Below are 23,393 nucleotides of genomic sequence, written 5' to 3' on the forward strand. Positions count from 1 at the left end.
CTCGGGACCGTGCTGGGGAGGCCCGCTCGCGTCCCGGCGCCGCGATCAACTCCGGGGCAGCGGCGGCGCATGCGGCCCGCGGGCGGCGCCGGCCGAGCACCGCAACCGCCACCCCGTCGTCGGACCCGTCGGGAGGGCGAGCGGTCGGCACCCGCCGCATCGCTCGAGAACCAGAGCAGCGCACCGTGCCGCCCGGTTCCGCCCTGGCGCCCTGATGGCGGTACCCGCACCTCCCACACAGCGCCAGGGCAAAGACCGGGAGCGGCAGAGTGCAGAGCGGAAACATGGACAAACCGTGCCAGGAAGACACGCATCGGGACGGAACCCACGCCCAAGCAGATCTCCCCACCGCCGAAACGGCGGCCCCCACGCGCCGGTGGAGCGGGGTGAGTTCCTCCGGGGCCGCCCCGACGGCCTCTGCGCCGCCGGCCGTGCAAGCACGGTGCAGGCCCGGCTGTCTGGATCAGGCGACGGAGTGGGTCACGGTGCCCGTGTAGGTGCCGGCCACCGCGGCCGCGGGGATCGTGATCACCACCGTGGGGCTCCAGCTCGTGGAGCTGTTCCCGTTGCCGGTGGAGGCGAAGGCGGATCTCGAACTGCCGAGCGTCTGTCTGGCCGAGGCGTCGCTCTGACCCGGCGAGGCCGTCACAGTGCCGTTCGTGCTGGTCGCCGGCCCGGACCAGTAGGAGACGTTCGAGGTGGTGATCGTCTCGGCGGCGGTGCCACCGCCGGTGGTGAAACTCGTGGCGGACACCGTCGCCGTCCACGTGCTGGTGGCCAGTCCTCGCCCGTCCGAGACGGTCACCGAGCCGACGGCCGCGCTGACGGTGCCGCCGGGTGCCGCGCTGCCGAGGGCCGCGGTGGACGGCAGGCTGATCGACGGCGTGCCCGTGGTTGGGATGACGCTGATCTGGGTGCTGTTGCTGCCGCTGGTCTCGACGGTGTCCACGACCGCGCGGGTGAAGCTGGCCTTGCCTCCGGATGCGGCCGCCAGCTTCCCCGAGGCGGTGTAGATCGCGCCGCCGCCGGTGATCTGCGTGCCGTTTCCCGAGACCGTGACCGCCGCGGTGTTGTTGCGGTCGGCGATGAACGAGAAACCGGAGAAGGCCCCCGTGGTCGGTGCGCTGAGGGTGGTCTTGCCCCCGGTCTGGTCGAGGAAGAACGCGCCGACGGTGGCCACCGGGCAGGCCACCGGGTAGGTCGGGCAGGCGAGGTAGATCGTCACGCCGGTGCCGTTCAGCTTCCCGCCGGAGATCGTCATGCCGGTGGTGACGACATAGGTGCCGGGATTGAGCGTCAGTGTGCCGGCCAAGTTCGCGATGCTGGTGTACACGCCGGGGCTGATCGTCTGGTTCCCGGAGATGTGGTTGACACTCGGGTACGGCGCGGCGGGTGTCGTGGGGCAGGCCGAGGCGGCCGGGCACTGAGCGAGGGCGGCGTACGGGTCGGTGACGGCGCTCTGGTTGGTGGGGGCCGGGCTGTACGAGCCGCCGCTCGCCGTGGCGAAGCCGGCCGGCGCGGCCGGGCCGCCGATGGTGCCGCCGGTCGCGGTGACCGTGGTGCCGCTGACGAGCGCGGCCTGACTGTTCGTCGAGTTGACCAGGATGCCGCCGGTGACGTGCATGCTGCCGGGGTGGGCGTACAGGGCGTTCGCGGCGCTCGGGTTGAGGACGCACAGGCTCGCCGTACACGCGGTCGCGGCCCGGGCGGTGCCGGACGGACCGGTCACGACCCAGGCCAGCGCGCAGGTGAGGGCAAGGACCATGGCGCAGACCGCGCGTGGCAGGCGGCACCGCCCCCGGTTGCGGACGTGTCCGCCCGTGACCGGACGGCCGGGACCCGGGTCTCGGGGCGCAGAGCGGCACACCGGCGCATCGCCCGGCCCCTGACCGCCGCCGACACGTCGACCATCGCCCGCCCGGGCCATGCCGACGAATCCGGCGGCGAGCCTCGCCGCCATACCCACCATCCTCAACATGACTCAAAACGTACCAAGTGCTCCATATTGGACAGCTGTCTTGCGCGAGGTGATGCCCGTTCAGCGTGTCGGGGCCCTGGCCGGACGTGCTGGCGCGCCACCAGGACAGTGGTCAGGACCTCCCCGCCGACGTCCGCACCGCTTCTGCCGAAAGCGGGACGAGATAGCGATAGCCAGGCAGAGTCCGACGGGCTGGTCGACTGGCCCGCGCTGCCGGTGGACACCGTGTTCGAAGGTGAGCAGCCAGGGCGCTGGGTGCAGGCGCAGCGGGCCATCTGGGCCGGTCTGGAGGAGGGCCAGCGCGACCTGCTCGCCGCGATCGGCATCGAGGCCGACCCCGAGCGGGTGCGGGCGGCCGCCGGGTGGGCGCGCCCCAGGGACGGGAGTGGACGGGGGTGGTGGCGGCGAACGCCACGACGGCTGCGGTGTGCCCGCAGGGGGAAGGAGGAACTGCGCGGCCGGGTGCCCGGCCGGTACGGCGCCCCGTCACCCGGGCGGCCCGCCGGCTGTGCCGGAGCCCGCCCGGCGCCACAGGCTGGGAGAAGGTACGACTCCGAGGAGGCCGCGGGTGCTGCACGGGTTCAAGAAGTTCATCATGCGCGGGAACGTGATCGACCTGGCCGTCGCCTTCGTGATGGGCGCCGCATTCGTCGCGGTGGTGAACAGCCTGGTGAGCGACCTGCTGACCCCCCTGATCGCGGCCATCTTCGGCAACCAGGACTTCTCGGCGCTCACCTTCACGATCAACGGCAGCGTCTTCCGCTACGGCGCGTTCATCAACGCGCTGATCTCGTTCGTGTTGATCGCCGCCGCGCTGTACTTCTTCGTCGTCGCACCGCTCAACACCCTCGCCGATCGCCGCCGCCGCAAGGCCGGTCTCCCAATCCTGGACGAGCCGCCGACCGAGCTCGAGCTGCTGACCCAGATGCGGGACCTGCTGCGCGAAGCGCAGCGTCGCTGAGCCTGCGTGACGGATCCTCCCCGGGCGAGCCGCACCCCGGGGAGGCTCTGTCCGTGCTACTCGGGCCGGCTGCACCGGATGGATGGCGTGGTGGTGTATGTGCCGCGTCAGCTGAGCGCGTGCCAATGTCCCAAGATGTGGATCACGTCGTGGTCCAAGACCTCGCGGAAGTCGCCGTACCAGGGGCCGATGGCGTGGAGCCAGAGGCGTCGCTGGAGGCAGACGAGGTCGTCGGCTTCCGCTTCGAGCTCGTCGCCGCCCCCGCAGGATCAGTCGCGGTCGAATGGCGGCCCAGCCCCGACCTGACCGCTCTGGGCGACGGGCCGAGGCAGGTGATGCCGTCGACCACTTCGCCCAGTCCGTGGCCGAGACCCCTACGGCTCTCGCCGCCGTTCTGCACAAGGCCGGCCTGCACGTCCTTACCCAGTTCGGCGGTTCATCATCGCGAATACCAGGCCCGTGGACCCTCTCGCCGCTCTCGGGCTCTGAACGCCCACCGGAACCTGGCGGTGAGGCACAGAAAGGTTGTCGCCACTGCGCTTGCCCCTTGTCCGGTGGGGGTCGGTGTGGGCCGACGGTTCGGCTCGAGTGCGCTGGTGATCCCCGGTCAGCGGCGGCTGGTGGCCAGGATGACGAGGAACTGGCCGCCGCCCGCCTCGATGTCGGCGGTCACCGGGAGTCCCGGCACCAGTCGGGAGAACCGGTCCACCATCTCGCGGCACCCCTTGCGCTCCAGTCTCCCGGCGACGGTGATTCAGCGGCGCGGGTTCGACCACGTACAGCCGGACCGCCGACCGGAAGGCGATGGCCACCTTGACCGCGCCCTTGCGGGTGTTGCACCCGCGGTGCGCGAGCCGCGACCTTGGCCTTCCGGTCGGCGGTCCGGCTGTCGACGCTGGGCCCCCGCGGGTCGTTCACCGACTTGTCGGGGTCGACCGCCTCGTCGCACACCCAGCACCGCCAGCCGTCGCGCTCGGCCACATCATCGAGAAGACTCACCCGAGCAAACAAGCCTGCCCGGCCGCCGTTGCGTCCCGCTTGGGTGCGGTTGCGTTGCGGTGTGCTGGGGACCGGCCGGACGATCGTCCGCATGACAACTGCACTTGACCGTGGCGAGCGTGACCAGCTCGCAGCCCTCGTCGAGGCTCTGTCGGCGGTGCCTGGCAACGATTCGAAGAGCGTGCGGGTGGACGAGACCCTGCTGGAGACCGCCGTCGCGCTGCTCGGGCAGCTCTCGGCCGCGTTCCGGGACGAGCCAATCAGCCGGGCCGCCGGCACCGTCGCGGACCGACTGCAGCTCAGCGTGCCGATGACAGCGATCCTGGCGATGAAGACCAAACTGGAAGCGGGCAACCTGGACCTCCGATAGGCCGGACTGCCGACCTCGGGGCGTCCCCGCGTCCGCCACCGCAGTCGCCTCTCGGTGGCGGACGCTCAGGCCAGGGAGGCGACGCCCCGCCCCGTGGTGGCCTGCGCGAGGCGGAGGCCGGTGACCGGGCCGGCGTTCAGGCGATCTGCTGGTCCAGGGCGGCCCGGAGCAGGGAGACCGCGTACTGCGTGTCCTTGGAGAGCCAGGGCTCACCGTCGGCGGCGTCGATGACCGACCGCCCTTCTGGCTCTCCCATCACCGGCCGGCGGCAGGGCGAGGGCCGCAGTGCGGGTGCGCTCCAGCCAGCCCATCACCTGGCGCAGCGTGGTGGGGTCGAGGTGGCGGGTGAGGTCGTGGACGGCCTGGTGGTCGGCGTCAGGAGGTGGAGGCCGGCGCGGGCGAGCTGTGGACGTCTGACGGCCCGGGTGGGTCGTGGCCGCGTCGGGTTCATCCTTCCGTGGCCACGTCCGGCACGGCAGCACGGTGCGTGCACGTTCCGGTCGGTAGCGTGCGGCGCAGCGCTGCCCGGCAGCGTGTCCGCGTCGCCCGGCGCGGACTGGCCCATGCTCGGAGGCATTCCTATGACCATCCTCGGTGGTGTACTCCCCCAGGTCGGGCAGGAGATTCCCTGCTCCAGCTACGCGGTCAACGTGCCGCTGCAGATCAATGTGCTTGGCCTCGTCACCCTGGACATCAAGGGCGGCATCAGGTTTCGCGTCGAGGAGAGTATCCCCGGCGACCTGGGCGGCGTGAAGATGAGGATCATCGGTGAGGAGTACAGTGCCGACTCCCCCATCCTGGGACGGGTCGTCCTTTCGCGGGCGGACGTCGACACCACCCCGCTCAGCCTGCTCGAAGTCACCAGCGCCATGCCGCCGGTCTTGCGCCACACTCTCTTCCACGACTTCACGCTCACCATCGAGAAGCCCCCGGGGGGCGGCGGCCCGGCGGTCCTGTCCAACTCCCGGCCGATGACCACCCAGTGCGACAGGCTCACCGTCTTCCCCCCGCAGGGCTCCGTCTACCAGCTGCAGCAGGCGGTCGACTTCGCCCCGGTCGGCGCCCCCGGGCAGGTCGTCGCACAGCTCCTGCCGTTCCCCATGATCAGGTCCCACAACCCCTGACCGGCATCCCCGCACGGCCGGCCACCGCATTGCGGCGGCCGGCCCGATCGCACAGACGGCGCGGCCTCGGCGCCCACACCCGCAGCCTCACCCGACGCGGCCGCCGACGGGGCCGGACCCGGGCGTGAGAACCGGACGGCGGCAACGCGCCGACGCCGGGAGTACCGTCCTCACCCGCATCCCCGATCGGCCGCTCCACGGCGCCCGTCACATCCGCAGCCCGGCGGCCTCCTCACCCTCGCGCCGGCCCAGCCCGGCGGCGCAGCGCGGCCGCCCGGCGATCGGCCCGCCGGTGTGTGGACAGTTGCCGTCCTCGGTTGTGTCGAGGTCAGGGCGTGGCGTTGTTGAACGCCAGGAGGTTGCTGGTTGGCGTCGGGACGGCAGTCAGCAGGTCACGTGTGGCCAGTTGCGTGATGGCGTCTCGGACGGTGGTGGTGGTCAGTCCGTCAGTCGTCGACAGTAGATAGGCGGCCAGGCCGGCGATGTGGGCGGCTGCCTGCGCCGTGCCGGACATGATGTTGGCAGTGTTCGGGCCGCCGATGAAGGCGGAGGGGATGTTGAATCCGGGGGCGAAGACGTCGATGCCCGGCCCGTGGTTGGACCAGAAGGCGCGCTCGTCTCGGATGTTGGAGGCGCCCACGGTGAAGGCCCCGGAGGCGCCGGATGGCGAGTAGTTGAGGGCGTCCTTGTTATCGTCGCCGGCCGGCACGACGACGAAGAGCCCTTGGCGGGCGGCGTCATTGACTTGTTCGTCGAGTGCGAGGTTTCGCGACTGGCAGGAACCGATCAGGGCGATGGACGGTCGTCCGGACGACTGGGCCTGTTCCGTCGTCCAGGCCAGGCCCTCGGCGATGTTCCCGGGGTTCGCGAGCATGTTGTCCGTCACCTTCACGGCGATGACCGACGCGTTCTTCGCGACACCGTACTTCGAGCCGGCGGCCGTGCCGGCCAGGTGGGTTCCGTGCCCGACGGTGTCGTCGTTTCCGCCGCCCGTCACGTTGACGCCCTGCCGGGCACGCCCTCCGAACCCGAGGTGGGCGGTGTGGACGCCGGTGTCCAGGACGTAGATGTCCACCCCTTCGCCGGCCCGCTCGTCGTACACGTACCTTTCGAACGTGACGGATGTCGGCTTCGGACGGTAGGAGATCCGGGCGATCCCCCACGGCGCGCCTGTCTGGGTGTTGATGGCCACCTGTCTGCTCCTGGCTCGATCGAAACGGCGGGACGGCCGGCGCCCATTGCCCGTCGGCAGCCACCGGTTCTGCGGACTGCGACTGCCCCGAGGGCCACTCAGCTGCGGAACCAGCACATCGCGACGACGAAAACGCCAGAGACCGTCCGACACACTACGCGTTCCTGCGACTACTCAATGCAATGACATGTCGCATCGAGTCCGGCTCGGTGCGACGACACCACTCTCACGTGTTCACGAGCAAGGGACGTCAACCACCGACCACGTCCGTGCTGGCGCCGCGCGGCGCCAGCCCTCCGACCTGGGTTCGCCCCCTCCCCCCGGACGGGGCGAGCCCGACCGCGGCCGCTCTCGTCGGGCACCAGGACCTCCAACCCGTCGCCACCGTGCCCAGAGCGTCAACCCTGCTCGGCCCCGTCGTCGGCCAGCTACCCGCAGCGACAGGCGCCCTGCCCGTGGCAGGCCGGCTGCTCCCGGCAACCGTCGGACTGCCCGCCCTCGGCCAGCTCCCCCTCATCGGCGGACTGCAACCGGCCGCGGGCGGCCTGGAGCAGCAGGCGGCGCGGGCACGGCGGGGACCAGTGCGAGCGGGAGCACCGGGCGGCCACCGTCCCGGCCCCGCCCCGGGCACAGCACCAGGGACCGGGGCGCAGCAGCCCGAGGAGGCGCAGGCTCCGGCGGTGGTCTCTGGGAGACTGCCGGGGGCGGTGCGCGCCGTCCTTCATTGCCTGCGGCGCGCACCGCCTTTGACGTCGTGGCGGGTTCAGGGTGTGAGGCGGGCCTGGCGGACGGTGCGGGCCGCGAGCTCCGGGCTGGTGTGGAACAGGGGCTCGCCGGTGGTGGTGTCGGTGAGGAAGAGTCCGTCGGTGATGGCGGCCCAGCGTGGGACGGCGCCGATGCCGATCTCGACCCAGCCGACGATCTCGCCGTTCTCCACCACGTAGTAGGCGAGCCGGTTGTTCTTCCAGCCGGCGAGCTCCCACCCAGGGCCGAGCTGTGGCAGTGCCAGAAGGACGTCGCAGTCCCCGAAGCCGCGCGCGTACGGGGACGGGGGTGCGGTCAGCACCCGGCTGGCGGCCTGCGACGGCCGCACACCACCGCCGGGCGCAGCAGAAGCAGGCGCGGGTGCGGGGGCGGGGGCGGGCCGCCGGCCAGCCGCGGGGACGGGAGCGGCGGCCGGGGCGGTGCGGTCCCGCAGATGCGGCGAGACGCGGGAGCGTACCTGCGGACTGTCCAGCACCCGCCGCGCCTCCTCCAGCTCTGCCGCCGACGGCCGACTTCCGAAGCGCCGATTCGAAACGGGCGGACTATCAAGGCGCTCGGCAGCGTCCGGCGCAGCCGGGCCGGGAGCGGCCGAAGGCTCATTGGTTGTCCCGTTCGCGGGGGCGGGGACAACCGTGTCCGGCCGCGTCTCGGGGGCCGGGTTTTCGAAGCGGCGATTCGAAAAGGACGGGCCGTCAATGCTTCGGGCCGGGCTGGCGGCGGCCGGGTCGGGCGCCTGCGCGGACGGCGGCGTTGGCCCGTCGGCAGGGGCTGGGACAACAGCGGTTGTCCCGCTTCCCGGGCCGGGGGTTTCGAAGCGACGCTTCGTAAAGACGGAGTCCTCGCGGTCCGCCGAGCCACCGCCGGGGGTCGGCGCGGCGGCGGCCTGGGCGTCGTCGTACGCAGCCTGCGCCTGCTCCAGGAGCTCGGCGGTGAACAGCGGAACGGTGCGGCGCAGCGTGGCGAGGGCGCGGGCCTGGTCGCCGTCGTCGAGGGTGCGCACGAAGTGGTAGGCGATGCCGGCGAGGGATTCGGCGAGTTCCAGGACGCGGCCGCGCGGGCCGGGCGCCTGGCCGTCGGTGGCGGCGGCCAGCAGATCCAGACCGGGCGGCGCCGGCGGCGCTGCGGCGGCGGTGGGCGACGGGGCGGCCGGCTTGGGGCGCTGGGCGATGCGATGGCGGGCGGCCTTGGACTTGCACGACAGATCGCAGTACGCCCGCGGCCGGCCCCTCGGCGCGGGAGGCAGCAGGGCGCCGCAGTGCCCGCAGGCGGCGCCTACCGGCTCCGGGGCGGGGGATTCTGAGGGGTCGTCTTTTCGTAGCGGCGCTTCGGAAGTCACGAGTGGATCTTAGCCACTTTCGAAGCGCGCTTCGTAAACCACTGCGCAGCGGCAGCGCGGATTGCAGCAGCGGGCAGCGCGGGCGGCGCTCCCGGTGGTTGAATCCGTGGTCATACCGTCACGTGAGGTAGCCGGAGGGGAAGTCGGGGATGGAGACGAGCGGCCACAAGGCGCCCCTGGCAGTGCCGTGCCCGCAGTGCAAGGCCCGGCCGGGGGTCATGTGCGGCAACCGCAGCGAGGTCCACCCGGTACGACACGGCGCAGCCCGGATCGGCCCCCCGGGCCCGCGAGCCATCGCACCGCGACCGACTCCCGCACCGGCCCCCCGCGCGCCGTGGGACGGCTACTACGACAGTGACGAGCCGCTGTGGGACGACGACTTCAGGCGGCCCGGGCCAACCGAGCTCCACATCGCCACCCTGGGACCCGGCGGCCCCGAGATCATGTGCTGCGCCGCACTGCGGACCGAGGACGGCTGCCCGGTCTGCGACCGCGCGTGCTGGCTGTGCGACGCGCCCGCGGGCCGGGCCTGCCACCGCCTGCCGACGGCAAGACGGCTTGCCGGCGTCGCCCATGCCGCCCGCCTGTGGAACCTCGACTCGGACGAGCGGGACGAGTACCTCGACGCGATCACCCGCCGCTGCCCGCACTGCCAGGCGCAGCCCGGGCTGCTGTGCCACACCATCCCGCAGGCCGCTACCCGCACCCACCTCGCCAGGCGCCCCCATCAACGACGTCGGTGAGCCCGCCCCGCCCGGCCACGGTGGGTGTCACGTTGGTGCGCCCGGCTACGGCGTACCGGTCCCGGAGGAACCCCCGGGGCCGAGCCGCCGACGCCCCACGGGCCCCGCCTGGCACCGCTGCGCCTCGTCCTCCTCGGCGGGGGCCGTCGGCTCCCGGAACGGGGCGCGCTCCACGGGCAGCAGCCGATCCCTCGCGGCGGGCAGCGGAGCATCGGCAGGGGACTCGGAGAAGGCCGCCACAGCGGGCGACGCTCAACAGACATACCGTCAGTGTCCCAGCCACAGCCGACCCGCCGTCACACAGCGCCGGACGCGCCGAGCTCGACCAACGGCATGGTCCGGAGCAACTGATCTCCTAGGGAGGCTGGCCCGGTCCACCGTCTCGTGGGCGGGGCCGGCCTCGTGTCACTTGCCGGTCATTCGTGGCCGACGAAAGCCCTCATCACCGTGACGTCCGAGGTCCGGGCAGATTCCCACCCCTGCAAGCGGTACTCCTTTGGTGGCTCCCCCATCGGATGGTGATGCCGAAGGGCGCCGACCAACAGTCCGTCTTCCCTGGGGTGCAGCGGCCAGTCTTCTGGCGGTCCTGGCTCTTCGATAGGGAACGGGTTCTTCGCGACAACACCGACGACCCAGCCGCGCCCCGACGGGCTCCACCCGTCCGTGGTGATCAACCCCACGACATCCAGGACAGTGCCCGGCCACTGAGCGAGTCTCGGCCCGATGGACTTCTCGGTGAGCGGCCGAAGGTAACCGCGTCGGGGTACCTCGAACCGCGCGTACAGGTGCTGCAGGGGCGTCGGATCGAGGGGGACCCCCTCAAGCTGGAACGAGATGCTGCAACGGATGACGCGCGAGCGACACGTCCGCGGTGATCGTGTAGAACCCGCCGTCGCAATGAGTGGTTTTCATCCTCGAAATTGCAGGTCACGGGGCCTGGTGTGGGGTGATGGTGGGGCGCTCGGGCTGGTCGGCGGCGTGATCGGTAGCAGGTGATCGTCTGCCGCGTGGCCGCTTCGTCGGAATCGCTCTGCCGGGCCGATCGCTGTCGGCACTCCGGCGGCAGGATCAGCCGTCGATCGCCGGCTCGCCGACCGGCGCCGTACGGTGTCCTGCGGCGAGCGCGAGGACCTGCTCCACGGACCAGTGGTCCGCGGCGTGGGCGCCGTAGTGCGCGGCTAGGACCCGGCCGTCGGCCGAGACCAGGAAGTCGGCGGGGAGGCCGTAGCGTCCGCCGAGGGGGCGGGCCGCCGGGAGTCGTTCGCGGCCGCGGAGGACGGCGACGAGGCTTCGGGCCGCTGCCCGGACGATCGTGGGCCAGACCCGCGGGTCCAGGAGGGCGCGGGCGCCGCGTTCGACGCCGTAGGCGCGGTAGATGGCCTGTCCGGGGTCGGCGACGAGCGGGAACGGCAGGCCGTCGACGTACGGCGCCAGCTCGGAGGCGGGGGAGTGGAAGACGGCCACCTCCAGCACCCTGGCGGCGCGCAGCTCCCCGTGTCGCACGGCGAACCTGCGGAGGTGGAGGTTGCAGACGGGGCAGCCGGCGAACCGGCGGAACTGCAGGTGGACGAGCCCGTCGGGGTACGGAAGCGGTACGGACGCGCCGGTCACGTCGGTCAGGGTGAGGTCCGGGGCGGTGATGCCGATCTGAAGGCGAGGCACGGGACTCCTTAGGTTTAGACCGTACGCCTAAAACTGTAGGCGTATGCCGTACGCTGTCAAGTCGTGCCACGACCACGCTCCCTGACAACACAGGCGATCGCCGCCGCCGCGATCACGGTGATCGACCGTGACGGCCTGGCGGCCCTGTCCATGCGCACCGTCGCCGACGAGCTCGACCGCCGGACCATGGCGCTCTACCGCTACGTGGAGGACCGCGAGGAACTCGAGTGCCTCGTGGTGGAACTCGCCCTCGGGACCGTCCTGGACCGCGCCCGGGCGGCCCCGGAGGCGACCCCGCCGCGCGAGCGGCTGCTGGCGCTCATGGGGCTGATGCGCGAGGCGGTGGGCGCCCATCCCGGTGTCCTCCCGCTGGCCGTCCGCCACCACGCGGGCTGCCTGCCGGCCCTCCGCTGGGCGGAGCACGTCCTGGAAGCCCTCCGGCGGGCGGGGTTCGACGGCGCCGGGAGCCGGAGTGCGCTTCGGACCCTGACGTCCTACGTGATCGGTGCCCTGGAGACCGAGCACCGGAGCGGCCCGCACACCGACATGGCCAGTCGCACGGCACTGCCGGCCCCCGACGCCTTCCCCCTGCTGGCAGCCGCGCTCACCGGGCAGCAGCCCGACCCCGGACACGAGTTCCTCGCCGGTGCGGAGGTGGTGCTCCGCGGTCTGGGCATCGATTGAGCGGTTTCCAACCTGAAGTTGCTGGCCACGGGGCTGGTATGGGGTGAGCGTGAGGTGCTCCGGCTGTTCAGGATCGTGATCGCTAGTGCTGTGACCGAGAAGGTTCACCGGGTTCGCGTCGACGCATGCCGACCTGGTCGCGGACCTGGTGAGGTCGGAGTAGTCCATACCGGCATCGGGCGGTGTCGGATGGCGTGGCTACCATGCCCGGCATGGGCTACACCACGACATTCACTGGTCAGATCGCCGTCGAGCCGCCGCTCAACGAGCAGGAGAACGCCTACCTGCGGAAGTTCGCCGGCACCCGGCGAATGAACCGTGACAACGGCCCCTACTTCGTCGACGGCACCGGCCACGCGGGACAGGGCCGCGACGCCGACATCCGCGAGTACAGCAAGCCCCCGGAGGGCCAGCCCGGCCTGTGGTGCCAGTGGGAGCCGACGGATGACGGGGCAGCGATCGAATGGAATCGGACCGAGAAGTTCTACGACTCACCCGAGTGGATGGCATACCTGATCGATCACTTCCTCAAGCCGGGCGCCCACGCCCAAGGCAAGCCGGGGTTCGAGAGCTTCACCTTCGACCACGTACTCAACGGTGTGATCGACGCGCAGGGCGAGGAGCACTGGGACACTTGGCAGCTAACGGTGCGTGACAACGAGGTGTCCGCGTCCGGGCCCGTGGAGCCCGAAACGGTGTGGCTCTGCGGAGGCTGCATCAAGGTGATTGCTGATGAGGACACCATCTGCTGCCCAGGGGCGGAACCGATGCTGTCGTACGTCGTGTAAGAAGCGACCCCGAAAGCGGACGTAGTGTCAAGTTTTTGCAGGTCAGCACGACCGATCCGGCGCATCCCGTGGTCTGGTTTTCCAGCAACGACCTGTGACCACTTCCGCCAATGCATCGCTCAACGAGGTGCTTGATCACGCGGCAAGAACGGCTCGTCCGCCCCAACGGAGGCCCTTCTCGCTGCGGACGCGGGCGCGTTCGCGGCGCTGTGCAGCCAGGACGTCTGGGTGTCGGGCGTTGGTGTTGCGCCAGCGCAGGTAGCCGTGCAGGGCTCGGGTCTGGACCGTGTGGTTCGGGTGGTTCGAGTTCGCCAGGGTGAACTGCCGCAGCGGTCCGAAGTGCGCCTCGATCGGGTTCGCCCAGGATGCGTTGGTCGGGGCGAAGCAGAGGTGAACGTTGTTGTTCTTCGCCCAGCGCAGGATCTTCTTGCCGTTGTGGGCGGAGAGGTTGTCCAGGATCACGTAGACCGGGGCGCCGTCGGGGCGCGTGGCCCGGATCGAGCGGAGGGCTGCCAGGGTGTTCGCGGTGCCCTTGCGGCGGCGGTTGACGCCCCAGAGGGTGTCGTCGCCGATGGAGTAGCAGCCGTGGAAGTAGGTGACGCCGTGGGTACGGTGGTAGGTCGCGGGCAGGCGGTCGGGCCGGCCCTGCTCGGCCCAGCCGCTGCCCGCGGTGGGGGCGGATGCCGAGCGGACCGAACTCGTCGAACGCGAACGTGCGGTCCGGGAAGTGCTCCAGGACGTGCTCGATCCGGTCGAGCTTGGCGTCCCGCTCGGGGTCGGTGGACTCCTTCCACGTCTTGGTGCGCTGGAAGGTGACGCCTCGTCGGGCGAGCAGGCAGCGCAGGGCCTCGCGGCCTATGCGGATCACCCGGCCGTGGACCCGGCGCAGGTAGGCGAGCAGTTTGCGGATGGACCAGCGGGTGAAGGGCTGCCCTAGCTTGGCCGGGCGAGTGGTGGCCGTCTGGACGACGAAGTCTTCGTCGTCAGGACTGAGCAGGCGGGGACGGCCTCCCGCCCATCGAGGGTCCAGAGCGGCCAGGCCGATCTCGTTGAACCGGTGGATCACATCCCGCACCGTGTCCTCGTCCGCCTGCACGAGCTGGGCGATCACTGGCACCCGGTTGCCGCCGGCTGATGCCAACAGCATCATCGCCCGCCGGTAGCGCACGGTGTTCGTGCTGCCCCGACGCACGATCCTCTGTAACTGCTGGCCCTCTTGGTCCGTCAGTCTCCTGACCTTGACCGGCTCCGCCACCACGCCTCCCCGCACCGGTTCGATGTCGCCAACATCCAACCGCTACCTGCCTCGCAAGCGCCAACCCGGTGAACCTTCTCGGCCAGAGCACTAGGGCCTGTCTGGAGTTGAAATCTTTGTGGGCTGATTCGGCTATCGAACTGGTGCTTGGCTGCTGGAACCGCCGGTGTGACGCGACGCCAGCTGGGCGACAGTGAGTGGGAGTTGATCGAGCCGTTTCTGCCGGTCGGACAGTACGGCCCGTACCCGCAGCGGCTACGTGAGCAGTTCGAGGGCGTGGGGTGGCGGTTCCGGACCGGCAGCCAGTGGCGGGAGATGCCGCGGGAGGAGTTCGGGGCCGGGCAGACAGCCTACGAGCGCTTTGCCTACTGGCCCAGAGTGTCGCCTCTGGCAGAGCTGCAGGGCATTATGCTCCTTCCATGTGGAGTGAGTCGAACAACTATGGCTTCGAGGACGAGCAGGACTACCTGCGGTCGATCAAGCAGGACGACAGTTACACGTTCACGTACCCGTTCGAGTACATCGCTAAGAACCACGGGAACGACAACTACGACATCGGCACAGCGGACATGGTGGTCCGGCTCCAGTGGACCGACATGGAGGCCGGGTACACGATGGCCTACGACGTCCCCGAGATGTACAAGATCGACCCCGCTGAGGGGAACGGCGATGCAGCGAGCTTCTACGAGACCGACGTTTACTGGAGGCTAGACAGCGACCTCGACGGCATGGGGATCGGCGTCGACCTTCGTGCCTTCTAGAGGGCCTGTTTGGAGTCGTGATCAATTGCCCGGTTCGCCCACCGCGGGCCGGGCGGGGCTGGTAGAAAGCTTCCGTGACGCGACGCGAACTGAACGACAGTGAGTGGGAGTTGGTCGAGCCATTCCTGCCCGTCGGCCGGTATGGCCCGTATCCGAAGCATCTGCGTGAACAGTTCGAGGGCGTCATTTGGAAGTTCCGCAGCGGCGGCCAGTGGCGGGAGATGCCCCAGGAGTTCGGGGCCTGGCAGACGGTCTACGACCGCTTCGCCCAGTGGCGTGACGGCGGCGTGTTCGCCGTGCTGATGGAGGCGATGATCGCCGAGGCCGCCAGCCGTGGACAGGCGGACATGTCGCTGGTCAGCGTGGACTCCACGGTCGCCCGCGCGCACCATGATGCGGCCGGGATGGTGGCGGACCCCGAGGTGCTGGCGGCCCTGGAGGAGGCGGCAGCGGAGGAAAAGGGGCAGCGGAAACCGGGCAAACCGCCCCGGTGACCGTCGAGTCGGCGTCGCTTGCGGCGGATCGCGCCGAGCGTCGACGGCTGCGGCGGCGCCGCCGGGCCCGGCTCAAAGCCGCGGAGCTCGGGCGCTCGCGCGGCGGTCTCACCAGCAAGGTCCACCTCGCGGCGGACCGGCGCTGCCGCCCGCTGGCCTTCGTTCTCACGCCGGGGCAGGCCGCCGACAGCCCGCGGTTCGTCGCGGTGCTGGAGAAGGTCAAGGTGCGAGGTCCGCTCGGCCGTCCGCGCACCCGGCCCGCCGCGGTCGCCGCCGATAAGGCGTACTCTTCGCGGGCCAACCGCGCCTACCTGCGCAGACGCGGGATCAAGGCGGTGATACCGGAGAAAGTCGACCAGGCCGCGAACCGCAAGAAGCGCGGCAGCGCCGGCGGCCGACCCGTCTCCCACGACGCCGAGCATTACAAGGAGCGCAACACAGTGGAACGTTGCATCAACAAGATCCGGGCCTGGCGGGGCTTGGCCACCCGATACGACAAGACTCCCGAGAGCTACATGGCGGGGCTACAACTGCGCGGATCCATCATCTGGATGCGCAGCCTCGGTCCCGCCTAATGATCACGACTCCAAACAGGCCCTAGACGGGATCTGGCGGGGTGCGTGCTTCCGGTGGGAGGGCGGTGGCGGGTTGCCTGGTGGTCGGCGCGGCGCCCGGGCTCGTTCCCGCCGGTGACGGCGAAGGTGCCCCGGTGCGCGCCGTTCGGTGCGGGTGAGTGAGAGAGCCGGGATGGGCATGGCGAAGGGGGTCACGCGCAAGGCCGTGGGGTCGGTGGCGGCCCGGCGGCGGGCGCGGGAGTTGCGCAGTAAGTACGAGGCCCGTGATCTGGCGCTGCTGGCTACAAGAACGCCGTCGTCGAACATGGAGCCACGCAGGGCATCGACGTCGAAATCGTCCGCCGCGACCCCGCCACCAGGGGATTCGTCGTCCAGCCCCGCCGCTGGGTCGTCGAGCGCCACCTTCGGCTGGCTCATGAACCACCGCCGCCTCGCCCGCGACTACGAAGCCCTCCCGGCCCGCTCCGAAGCCATGGTTCACATCGCGATGATCAGCCTCATGACTCGCCGACTCACCAGCGAATCCACCCCGACCTGGCGCGGAACCTGAGCCCCGAAGTCAGGGACGAAACGCCCAGTCAGAGATGGTGACCAGCGCAGTGATGCTCCCGCCTCACATGGTTGGGCGGGAGCATCACTACTTCGACTCAAACCGCCGGTTCAAGGATCCGGCCCATTAGAGCTGAGGCATTCGAAGCTGGCACTACCTTTCAATCAGTCCTTGACTTTTTCGAATACGACGCCAGCGCACCAATCATCGGGATCACCGAGAGTACACAGGTCCGTCTCGGCCGTAGATTGGTTTCGAACTGAGACTAGCTTGGTAATGCTCCCCGCTACCAAATCCGCATACTTCGAATCAAATTCGAGCGCTACGCCCGTATTGGCGGCGCCTCCCGAATCCGATATCACCCATTTCCCATCCCCAGATATGAGATGGTCCATCCTGCCCGGGCTTCCGTCATAGGGGAAGTTGCTCACAGAGAACCTGCCGTCAGATTCAAAGGTGATCCTCGAGCCGACTGGAGACTCCCACGTTCCCGCCACGGTGGAGCCACTGAGGGCTGGGCCACTCGCACGGGGATCACTGGCGCAAGAAGTGAGGAGCGCCGCGCTTGCCAGTGTCGCAGCGATAACTATGATTCCATTCCCGGGGGCCGAGCGGTACAGTCTGCCCGATTTCATCGCTCGCCATGCTCCTTTACGTCAAATGAGATGGTCTGAGTCCAATTGTAGTGCTGGACGATCGTGGCACCGACACCGGAGGTCGAGTCATGCGTTTCCCCGCAGGCGTGGTCATGGCAGAATGACACCCAGGTTGTGGAATTCGATGCCCTAATATTAACAGTGACCGTTCGATTCTTGGAATCCACCTGGAGGACTTGATATTCCTCAGTGTATGAGCCAAGTATCGCATCGGCATCATTGGTTCCAATTGCGCCATTCGTAAGCAACGAAATCCCATCCATCCAGCTTCCGGGCCGACTTGCCGAAATCCACGGGGCGTCGGGGTCGAAGTGGGATGGCTTCGACTTATACTGCTTGGCTATTTTATAGAGCAGGGAAATGTTGTGGTCGTCGGTCGCGAGCTGGCGCACAATGTTTGAATTTGGGCCGAAGTAGAGGTCATGGTATGCGCCGCCGACCTCCAGCGCCCACATGTTTGCGAGATCGTATGGATCGAGCCTATTGAGGGCATCAGAAAACCCTGCCGGATAGTTGGGCGCGCTCAGCTGACCATAGTAGTGGGCGAGTGGTGCGCAATTTCCTTCGATCAGGCTAAAACCCTTGCAGCTTGATATCGCCGAGTCGCCCTTGATTTGTTTTGCGAGAGAGAGCTTGAGTTTCGACTTGACCGCTCCGACCTGAGCTTTCTTCTCCTCATTCCTGGCTTCCTCGGATAGACCAGACTGCATGCGCGGGCGATCCACGGCGTTGCAGGTATCGAGGCAGTGTGAAGTTGTAGCTATTAGTCCGGTGGGGTCGCTCTTGCCGATGGGGTTGCTGCCGGCGTAGTTGTAGCCGCCGAGCTGTTGGGCATCAGCGGCATCGAAGAGCGGGTCGGGGCTGATGAAGCGGCCGGTGACCGGGTCGTACTGGCGGGCGCCGAGGGTGGTGAGGTTGCTGGCGGCGGAGGTGGGGGCGTTGAGGAAGCCGCGGTTGTCGGGCCAGGTGGCCGGTGTGCCGCGGGGTGCGCCGTAGGGGGTGAACTGGCGCCAGGTCGGCGTCTGGCAGGTGTAGTCGAGGACGAGGCCGGCGCTGCCGTGGGGGTCGGCTATTTCGAAGCGGTAGTTGGTGCCGGTGCCGGTGCGGACGGTGGTGCCGCCGCCGGGCAGCGGGTAGTACCGCGTGCCGGTGAGGGTGCTGGTGGTGGTGTTGAGGGTGATCTGCTGGCCGGGCAGGTAGAGGGTGGTGGTGCCGGTGTCCTTCTGGAGGAGGACCTGGCCGTCGGCGCCGTAGACGTAGGAGGAGTTGCCGGTGGTGCCGCCGGTGATCGTGGTGAGGCGGCCGGCGTCGTCCCAGGTGAGGGTCTGGGTGCCGGTGGCGGGGGTGGTGCGGGTGGTGGTGTTGCCCGCGGTGTCGTACTGGTAGATGCTGTTGGCGCTGGTGGAGGTCAGGGTGTGCGCCTGGCCGGTGCCGTTTCCGTTGTAGGTGTAGGCGGTGGAGGTGTCGGCTCCACCGGTGGTGGAGTGCTCGGTCTGGCTGGTGCGGTTGCCCAGCGCGTCGAACGCCCAGTCCGTCCAGTAGGCGCCGCCGCTGATCGCGTCACCGACCTGGGAGTGCGCGGCACCAGTCGGGGCGGTGGCGCAGGAGTCGGTGGCGGTCCAGGCCTGGGTGAGACGGTCGAGCTGGTCGTAGCCGTAGCACTGGGTCTCGGAGGTCGCACCGAGCCGGGTGGAGACCTGGCGGGTGATGTTGCCGGCCTTGTCGTAGTCGTAGTGCTGCTTGTCGACGTCGCTGGCGGGGCTTCCGGTGGTGGCGCGGGAGACGAGCTGGTCGGTCAGGCGGCCGGTGTGGTCGTCGTAGGTGTTGGTGATGAAGCCGAGGTTGCCCAGCGCGCCGAGGGTGGTCTGGTTGACCCGGCCGTAGGCGTCGTAGGTGGTGCCCTGCGCGTAGCCGTAGCTGGCAGTCGCAAGCCCGTTCGGGAGGTCGAGGGCGGTGGCGTAGGAGTGCAGGACGGTCTCGGCCGGCAGGCCCGCTCCGAGGGGGGAGACGTCGCTGTAGGGCAGGCCGGTGTTGGTGGTGTAGTCGTGCTTGAACGTGTAGTTCTTGCCGAGCTGCGTGCCCTCGGTCGCGGACGGGATGGTGATGGTGTCGCCGAGGGATTCGCCGAACTTGTTGAAGCCGAGGGACTGGGTCACGTAGGCGGCGCCGCCGCTGTACGACGTCGTCGTGGTGGCGTGGCCGATCGGGTAGCCCATCGAGGCGACCGCGTTGTTGTCGTTGTCGTAAACCCAGGCGGCGATCTTGTTCGCGTCCGTCTGGCCGGTCACCGGTGCCGTGTAGGTGGCGGTCTTGCGGTTGAGGACGTCGTAGGTGGAGCTGACGGTCTTGCCGCGGGAGTCGGTGGTCTGGATCAGGTTGCCGGCGGGGTCGTACTGCATGGTGCTGTTGCCGGCGTCGGGGTCGTTCTTGGCGGTGGCCTGGCCGAGCAGGTTGTAGGTGGTGGTCCAGGTGGAGCCGTTGGCGGCGACGGTGTTCTGCTTGCCGTGGCCGTCGAAGCCGTAGGTGATGGCCTGGCTGGTGCCACCGGAGAGGGTGTAGGTGCCGGTGAACGTGTCGGCGGGCGGGGTGAGGGTCGGGCGCGCGGTGTAGTCGTCGAGCTCAGTAGTGCGGCCCAGCGGATCGGTGACGGTGGTCTTCACGGTGCCGCCGGCCGGCGGCACCACGGTGGTGCGGTCACCCCCGTAGACGGTGGTCGTGGTCTCCTGCACCGCCGCGTACTTCAGGGAGTCGGTCCTGACCGCGCGGCCGAGGCCGTCGTACGTGGTGACCTGCTGGTTGGGGATCTGCGAGTCCTGCACCGAGGCCAGCGCAAGGTTGGGCAGCGTCCCGGAGTCCCAGTAGGCGTTGTTCTGCTTGCGGACCCAGCCGCGGGAGTCGTAGAACGACTCGGTGACCATCCGGCCGCCCTGCGGCGTCGGCGTCTGCGTCTGCCGCACCCGGCCCAGCGAGTCGTAGACCGTCACCGACGTCGCATAACCGAGCTGCTCGTTCAGCTTGTCAGTGGTGACACCGGACAGGCCCGTGCTGGAGACGGTGTAGGTGTACTTGATGTTGGCCGGCGCCGGGCTGGTGCGGCTGTTGGTCCACACGGCGGTGAGTCGGCCGAGTGCGTCGGACTGGCCGGTCGCGGTGACGCCGTTGGCATCGGTTGCGGCGATGGTGAGTCTGCGGGCCGGTGCCAGGGCCGTCCTGACGCTCTGGTTCCTGGCGTTGGTGACCGTGCTGCCGGTGGTCAGGCCGACGGTGTCGACCGTGTAGGCGGTGGTGGTCGCGTTCCCGTTGGCGTCGTAGGCGACCAGCGGTCGACCGTAGGTGTCGTAGGTGGTGCGCTTGCTGGTCACCCAGCTGTAGGCGCCTCCACTGTGGTCGACGGCCGTGCGCACCATGGTGGGGTTGCCGACGGTCGGTGGCGCGCTCTGCGGGAAGGCGGTGTTGAAGGTGGGGTCGTCGTAGGAGGTGCGGGTCGCGGTGATCACCTGCGACGGGCGGTTGACCGTGGCAGGTGCGGTCAGGGTGTTGTATCCGGCCGGGACGGAGGCGATGGCGCCCTGGGTGAAGCCGCCGCAGGCCACGGACACGCTCTCCTGGGAGGCCACCAGGCCGATCAGGTTGAGGGCGGTGTTCGCTGGGGCGTAGGTGGAGGTGGTGCAGCGGTCGTAGGCGGCGACGGCCGGGACGGTGTGGCTGTAGCTCGCCGTCGGCAGGCCGAAGTTCACGTCGGCCGGGTCGGTGATGTAGGTGTTGTCCGTCTCGCCGACACGCCAGGTGGTGGCTCCGCCGGAGGTGACGGCCTGCCGGGTGTAGGTCTCGGCGTCCTTGACGGTGGTGGCCTTCAGGGCAGGCAGGCCGGTGCGGTTGCGGGTCGCGGTGGCCGGTGAGATCCAGTAGGACGTGATGGTCAGGTTCTCGACGGCGCCGGTGTCGCCCTTGTAGGCGGTGGATTCCAGCTGGCTGCCGGACAGCTGGTCGCTGTCGGTGTGCGTGCCCCCCTGGGAGTCGGTGAGGGTGACGGTGCGGGTGGAGGTCGGGGTCAGATAGTCCCCGTCCATGCCGCGGTGGTAGCTGGCGGTGTTCTTGGTCTTGCGGTCGTTGGCTCCGTCACCGGCGTAGGTGGTGACGGTGGCGTAGCCGCGGAACTGCCCCCAGGTGCGGTACTTGGGCTGGACGACCTCGTTGTCGTCGTAGTGCCAGGCCGCGCCGCCGCCGTAGCTGTAGGTGGTGGCCTTGGTGGTGGCGCCGCCGGTCTGGTCGGCTTCGAGGACCTGGGTGACGGCGTACTTCTGGAACCAGTCGGTGATCGGTGCGCTGTAGAACGGCGGCGTCCAGTTCACCGGATAGCAGGAGGCAGTGTTGGTGGACGGGTTCGCGGAGGCGATGGAGGCGGGGGTGCAGGGGTTGGGCAGGCCGTAGGAGATGCCGGTGACCGTGCCGAGCTCTCCGGTGATGGAGGTGAGGCGGTAGCGGAACATTCCGGGGAAGTTGGTGGTGTCGACCCGGTTCTGCATCGTGGTGCCGCCGAAGACGGTGGGCGGCAGGGCGATCGGGCTGCCGGAGCCGCCGCCGGTGGTGTCCTTGCCGGTGCGGACGACGGAGGCCAGCCACAGGGTGGGCGAGGTGCCGTCACCGGTCGGCGGTTCGGACTGCGTCAGGTCGTAGGTGTCCACCGGCAGGTACGTGCCCGCCGGGACGGAGTACTGGCTGGTGGTGATCTGCTTGAGTCGCACGGTGGAGAAGAAGGCCGGCGAGTGCGAGGTGCAGGTCGCCCCGCTGTTGCAGATCAGGTCGAACGGCACGTCCGGGTACTGGGTGCCCGCGTTCGACGCCGAGATCGGATCGCAGGTCGCCGCGGTGCAGCGCGCGCCGGTGGTGAACGCCACCTGGTCGGGGACGGTGCCGAAGGCGCCGCCGTCGTTGAACCCGTAGTCGATCCGCGCCAGGTAGGAGTCGCGGACGTACTTGGTGTTGGAGGCGCCGTTGTTCTGGCCGTAGTAGTTGGTGTCCTGGTTGTACCAGTAGGACATGGCCTGGCCGTGGACGTCCTTGGCGTAGTCCAGGTGCCACTTGTAGGCCATCGTGCACACCGACGACGTGAAGCCCGCGGCGTTGTAGCAGGGGTCGCCCGGGTGCGCGGAGTACACCGGCATGGAGTCGACCGAGTTAGTCACCGGCTTGCCGGCGCTCCAGCCGGGCAGCTGGTTGAGGCCGAAGGAGTACACCGTGCCGGAGCGGTCGGCGACCGTCCAGTAGTCGGTGTTGTACGTGCCGGTGCCGTTGTTGGCGCCGGTGACGTGGGTGATCTTCTCGCCGTGGTCGTTGACCGGCTTCCACACGGACTGCGCCGCGTCCCATACGAGCGCCGACGACGCGCCGTTGAGCGACAGGCTCAGAATCGGGCCGGCGTAGCACTCGTCGTTGGTCTCGGACGGGGACGCGGTGCCTTCCGGCTTGTCGGCGCAGGAGGTGAAGGTCTGCTCGATGTAGGAGTCCGGGGAGGACCAGCCGTCGCCGATCCAGGAGGCCTGGGCCTGGGTGGAGGCGGTCTTGCCGTCCACGGTGGCCGAGTCGTAGCCCAGTGAGACCTTCGGCGTCAGCGAGGTCGAGGCGCCGGGGGTCCCGATGGGGTAGGAGTAGGTGAACGAGCCACTGTTCCCACCACCCGTCCAGCTGCCGCTCGGCGCGAGAGGGGTGGCGGCGTAGCTGCCGGTCGCGCCGCCCTCCTGGCCGGTGGAGTCCGTGGCGGCCAGCACCTGCGGTGCTTGCGTGGTGGACGCCTTCAGAGCGGTCGTGCTCTCGGCGGACCAGGTGGCGGAAATTGCCCGGCTCGAGTCCTCCGTGGTGGAGGTCTTGGTGGCAGTGGTGGGGGCGGCGCCGAGGTCGACCTCGGCCGACACGGATGCCGTCTTCGCGTCCCGCTGGGTGGTGAGCGGTGTCTGGACCCGGCAGGCGGGTACCTCGGGCGTGGTCAGTGCGCAGGCCGGCAGTGAGACCAGGTGGAGGCGGGAGGCGTAGTTGCCTCCGTAGGCCTCTGCGAAGGTGGAGTAGTCGACGCCGACCCTGACGCTGCCCTGCCCTGCGGTGGTGGGCTTGACGGTGAAGAGCACGCCGGAGATGCCGAGGTCGGCCGACTTCTGACGGTCCAGCACGCTGATGCCGACCTCACCGGGCCCCTGGTAGGCGCCGGCAGCGGGCTTGGCGGCCTGGACCCACACCGGGGTACCACTCGCCGTCTGCTTCGCGCCGTCGGACTTATCCGTGGGGGCGGCGAGGTGCACACTGCCGCTGGTGGCCTTGGGCCAGGCGGTGGCGTGCGGGGTGTAGGTCTTGCGGGCTTCCCCGCCCGGCGCCTGGCCCGGTTTCGGGTTGAGGTTGCGAACGCCCTTGACCGCCTTGGCGGACGGCGCCGCGGGTAGCGGCCCTCCGCTCGCGGGGACGGCGTAGGCGGGCGCTGCCACCAGCGCCGACAGAAGAGCCGTGACGGA

12 protein-coding genes and 5 pseudogenes are annotated in these 23,393 nt (G+C 69.6%); 10 read left to right on the forward strand and 7 right to left on the reverse strand.

What is annotated here, in order from left to right:
* Nucleotides 1–463 precede the first annotated feature (463 nt).
* The gene (locus tag OG871_RS00210; RefSeq protein WP_371493440.1) at nt 464–1,765 is read right to left on the reverse strand and encodes a hypothetical protein; all 1,302 of its coding nucleotides are present in this window, start codon (nt 1,763–1,765) and stop codon (nt 464–466) included.
* A gap of 781 nt (nt 1,766–2,546) precedes the next feature.
* Between OG871_RS00210 and mscL the strand changes: the two genes are divergently transcribed.
* Nucleotides 2,547–2,939 (forward strand): large conductance mechanosensitive channel protein MscL, encoded by a 393-nt coding sequence (gene mscL / locus OG871_RS00215; protein WP_371493442.1) that lies wholly within the window; start codon nt 2,547–2,549, stop codon nt 2,937–2,939.
* Between the two features lie 607 nt (nt 2,940–3,546).
* Here the strand turns inward: mscL and OG871_RS00220 are convergent.
* A pseudogene (locus tag OG871_RS00220) lies at nt 3,547–3,938 on the reverse strand (hypothetical protein).
* A gap of 91 nt (nt 3,939–4,029) precedes the next feature.
* Here OG871_RS00220 and OG871_RS00225 point away from each other — a divergent pair.
* The gene (locus OG871_RS00225; RefSeq protein WP_371493443.1) at nt 4,030–4,308 is read left to right on the forward strand and encodes a hypothetical protein; all 279 of its coding nucleotides are present in this window, start codon (nt 4,030–4,032) and stop codon (nt 4,306–4,308) included.
* A 581-nt stretch (nt 4,309–4,889) separates the two neighbouring features.
* Complete coding sequence (locus OG871_RS00230) at nt 4,890–5,432, forward strand: hypothetical protein (RefSeq protein WP_371493445.1); 543 nt, start codon at nt 4,890–4,892, stop codon at nt 5,430–5,432.
* A 328-nt stretch (nt 5,433–5,760) separates the two neighbouring features.
* Here OG871_RS00230 and OG871_RS00235 read toward each other — a convergent pair whose 3' ends face one another.
* Nucleotides 5,761–6,777 carry a S8 family peptidase gene (locus OG871_RS00235; protein WP_371493446.1) on the reverse strand — a complete coding sequence of 339 codons (1,017 nt, stop codon included), beginning with the start codon at nt 6,775–6,777 and terminating at the stop codon, nt 5,761–5,763.
* A gap of 610 nt (nt 6,778–7,387) precedes the next feature.
* Nucleotides 7,388–8,725, reverse strand: coding sequence for a hypothetical protein (locus tag OG871_RS00240; RefSeq protein WP_371493447.1), 1,338 nt, complete (start codon nt 8,723–8,725; stop codon nt 7,388–7,390).
* Between the two features lie 149 nt (nt 8,726–8,874).
* On the opposite strand from OG871_RS00240, the gene OG871_RS00245 reads away from it, so the two are divergent.
* Nucleotides 8,875–9,468 (forward strand): hypothetical protein, encoded by a 594-nt coding sequence (locus OG871_RS00245; protein ID WP_371493448.1) that lies wholly within the window; start codon nt 8,875–8,877, stop codon nt 9,466–9,468.
* 1,068 nt (nt 9,469–10,536) lie between these two features.
* Here OG871_RS00245 and OG871_RS00250 read toward each other — a convergent pair.
* A complete protein-coding gene (locus OG871_RS00250; RefSeq protein WP_371493449.1) occupies nt 10,537–11,130 on the reverse strand; it encodes a peroxiredoxin-like family protein in 594 nt (197 codons plus the stop codon).
* Nucleotides 11,131–11,193: 63 nt separating this feature from the next.
* Between OG871_RS00250 and OG871_RS00255 the strand changes: the two genes are divergently transcribed.
* Nucleotides 11,194–11,814 (forward strand): TetR/AcrR family transcriptional regulator, encoded by a 621-nt coding sequence (locus OG871_RS00255; protein ID WP_371493450.1) that lies wholly within the window; start codon nt 11,194–11,196, stop codon nt 11,812–11,814.
* A gap of 212 nt (nt 11,815–12,026) precedes the next feature.
* Nucleotides 12,027–12,602, forward strand: coding sequence for a hypothetical protein (locus tag OG871_RS00260; protein WP_371493451.1), 576 nt, complete (start codon nt 12,027–12,029; stop codon nt 12,600–12,602).
* 135 nt (nt 12,603–12,737) lie between these two features.
* On the opposite strand, the pseudogene OG871_RS00265 reads toward OG871_RS00260, so the two are convergent.
* Nucleotides 12,738–13,857: pseudogene (locus tag OG871_RS00265) on the reverse strand (IS630 family transposase).
* 168 nt (nt 13,858–14,025) lie between these two features.
* Between OG871_RS00265 and OG871_RS00270 the strand changes: the two are divergent.
* The 4 genes and pseudogenes from OG871_RS00270 to OG871_RS00285 all read left to right on the forward strand — a co-directional run.
* Nucleotides 14,026–14,220: pseudogene (locus OG871_RS00270) on the forward strand (transposase); the annotation flags it as partial.
* Nucleotides 14,221–14,276: 56 nt separating this feature from the next.
* Entirely contained in the window at nt 14,277–14,618 is a 342-nt protein-coding gene (locus OG871_RS00275; protein WP_371503527.1) for a hypothetical protein, read from the forward strand.
* A gap of 74 nt (nt 14,619–14,692) precedes the next feature.
* Nucleotides 14,693–15,687 (forward strand): annotated as a pseudogene (locus OG871_RS00280) (IS5 family transposase).
* A 279-nt stretch (nt 15,688–15,966) separates the two neighbouring features.
* Nucleotides 15,967–16,237, forward strand: a pseudogene (locus OG871_RS00285) (transposase); the annotation flags it as partial.
* 631 nt (nt 16,238–16,868) lie between these two features.
* Here OG871_RS00285 and OG871_RS00290 read toward each other — a convergent pair.
* Nucleotides 16,869–23,366: an RHS repeat-associated core domain-containing protein gene (locus OG871_RS00290; protein WP_371493453.1), complete on the reverse strand. Its 6,498-nt coding sequence runs from the start codon at nt 23,364–23,366 to the stop codon at nt 16,869–16,871.
* Nucleotides 23,367–23,393 lie beyond the last annotated feature (27 nt).

The organism is Kitasatospora sp. NBC_00374 (genome assembly GCF_041434935.1).
In the GTDB taxonomy this organism is placed as follows: domain Bacteria; phylum Actinomycetota; class Actinomycetes; order Streptomycetales; family Streptomycetaceae; genus Kitasatospora.

Excerpts from the sequence above, each read along its gene's own strand:
- OG871_RS00210 (WP_371493440.1), bottom strand. The coding sequence starts at position 1,765 with ATGGTCCTTGCCCTCACCTGCGCGCTGGCCTGGGTCGTGACCGGTCCG.
- OG871_RS00225 (WP_371493443.1), top strand. The coding sequence starts at position 4,030 with ATGACAACTGCACTTGACCGTGGCGAGCGTGACCAGCTCGCAGCCCTC.
- OG871_RS00230 (WP_371493445.1), top strand. The coding sequence starts at position 4,890 with ATGACCATCCTCGGTGGTGTACTCCCCCAGGTCGGGCAGGAGATTCCC.
- OG871_RS00245 (WP_371493448.1), top strand. The coding sequence starts at position 8,875 with ATGGAGACGAGCGGCCACAAGGCGCCCCTGGCAGTGCCGTGCCCGCAG.
- OG871_RS00260 (WP_371493451.1), top strand. The coding sequence starts at position 12,027 with ATGGGCTACACCACGACATTCACTGGTCAGATCGCCGTCGAGCCGCCG.
- OG871_RS00275 (WP_371503527.1), top strand. The coding sequence starts at position 14,277 with ATGTGGAGTGAGTCGAACAACTATGGCTTCGAGGACGAGCAGGACTAC.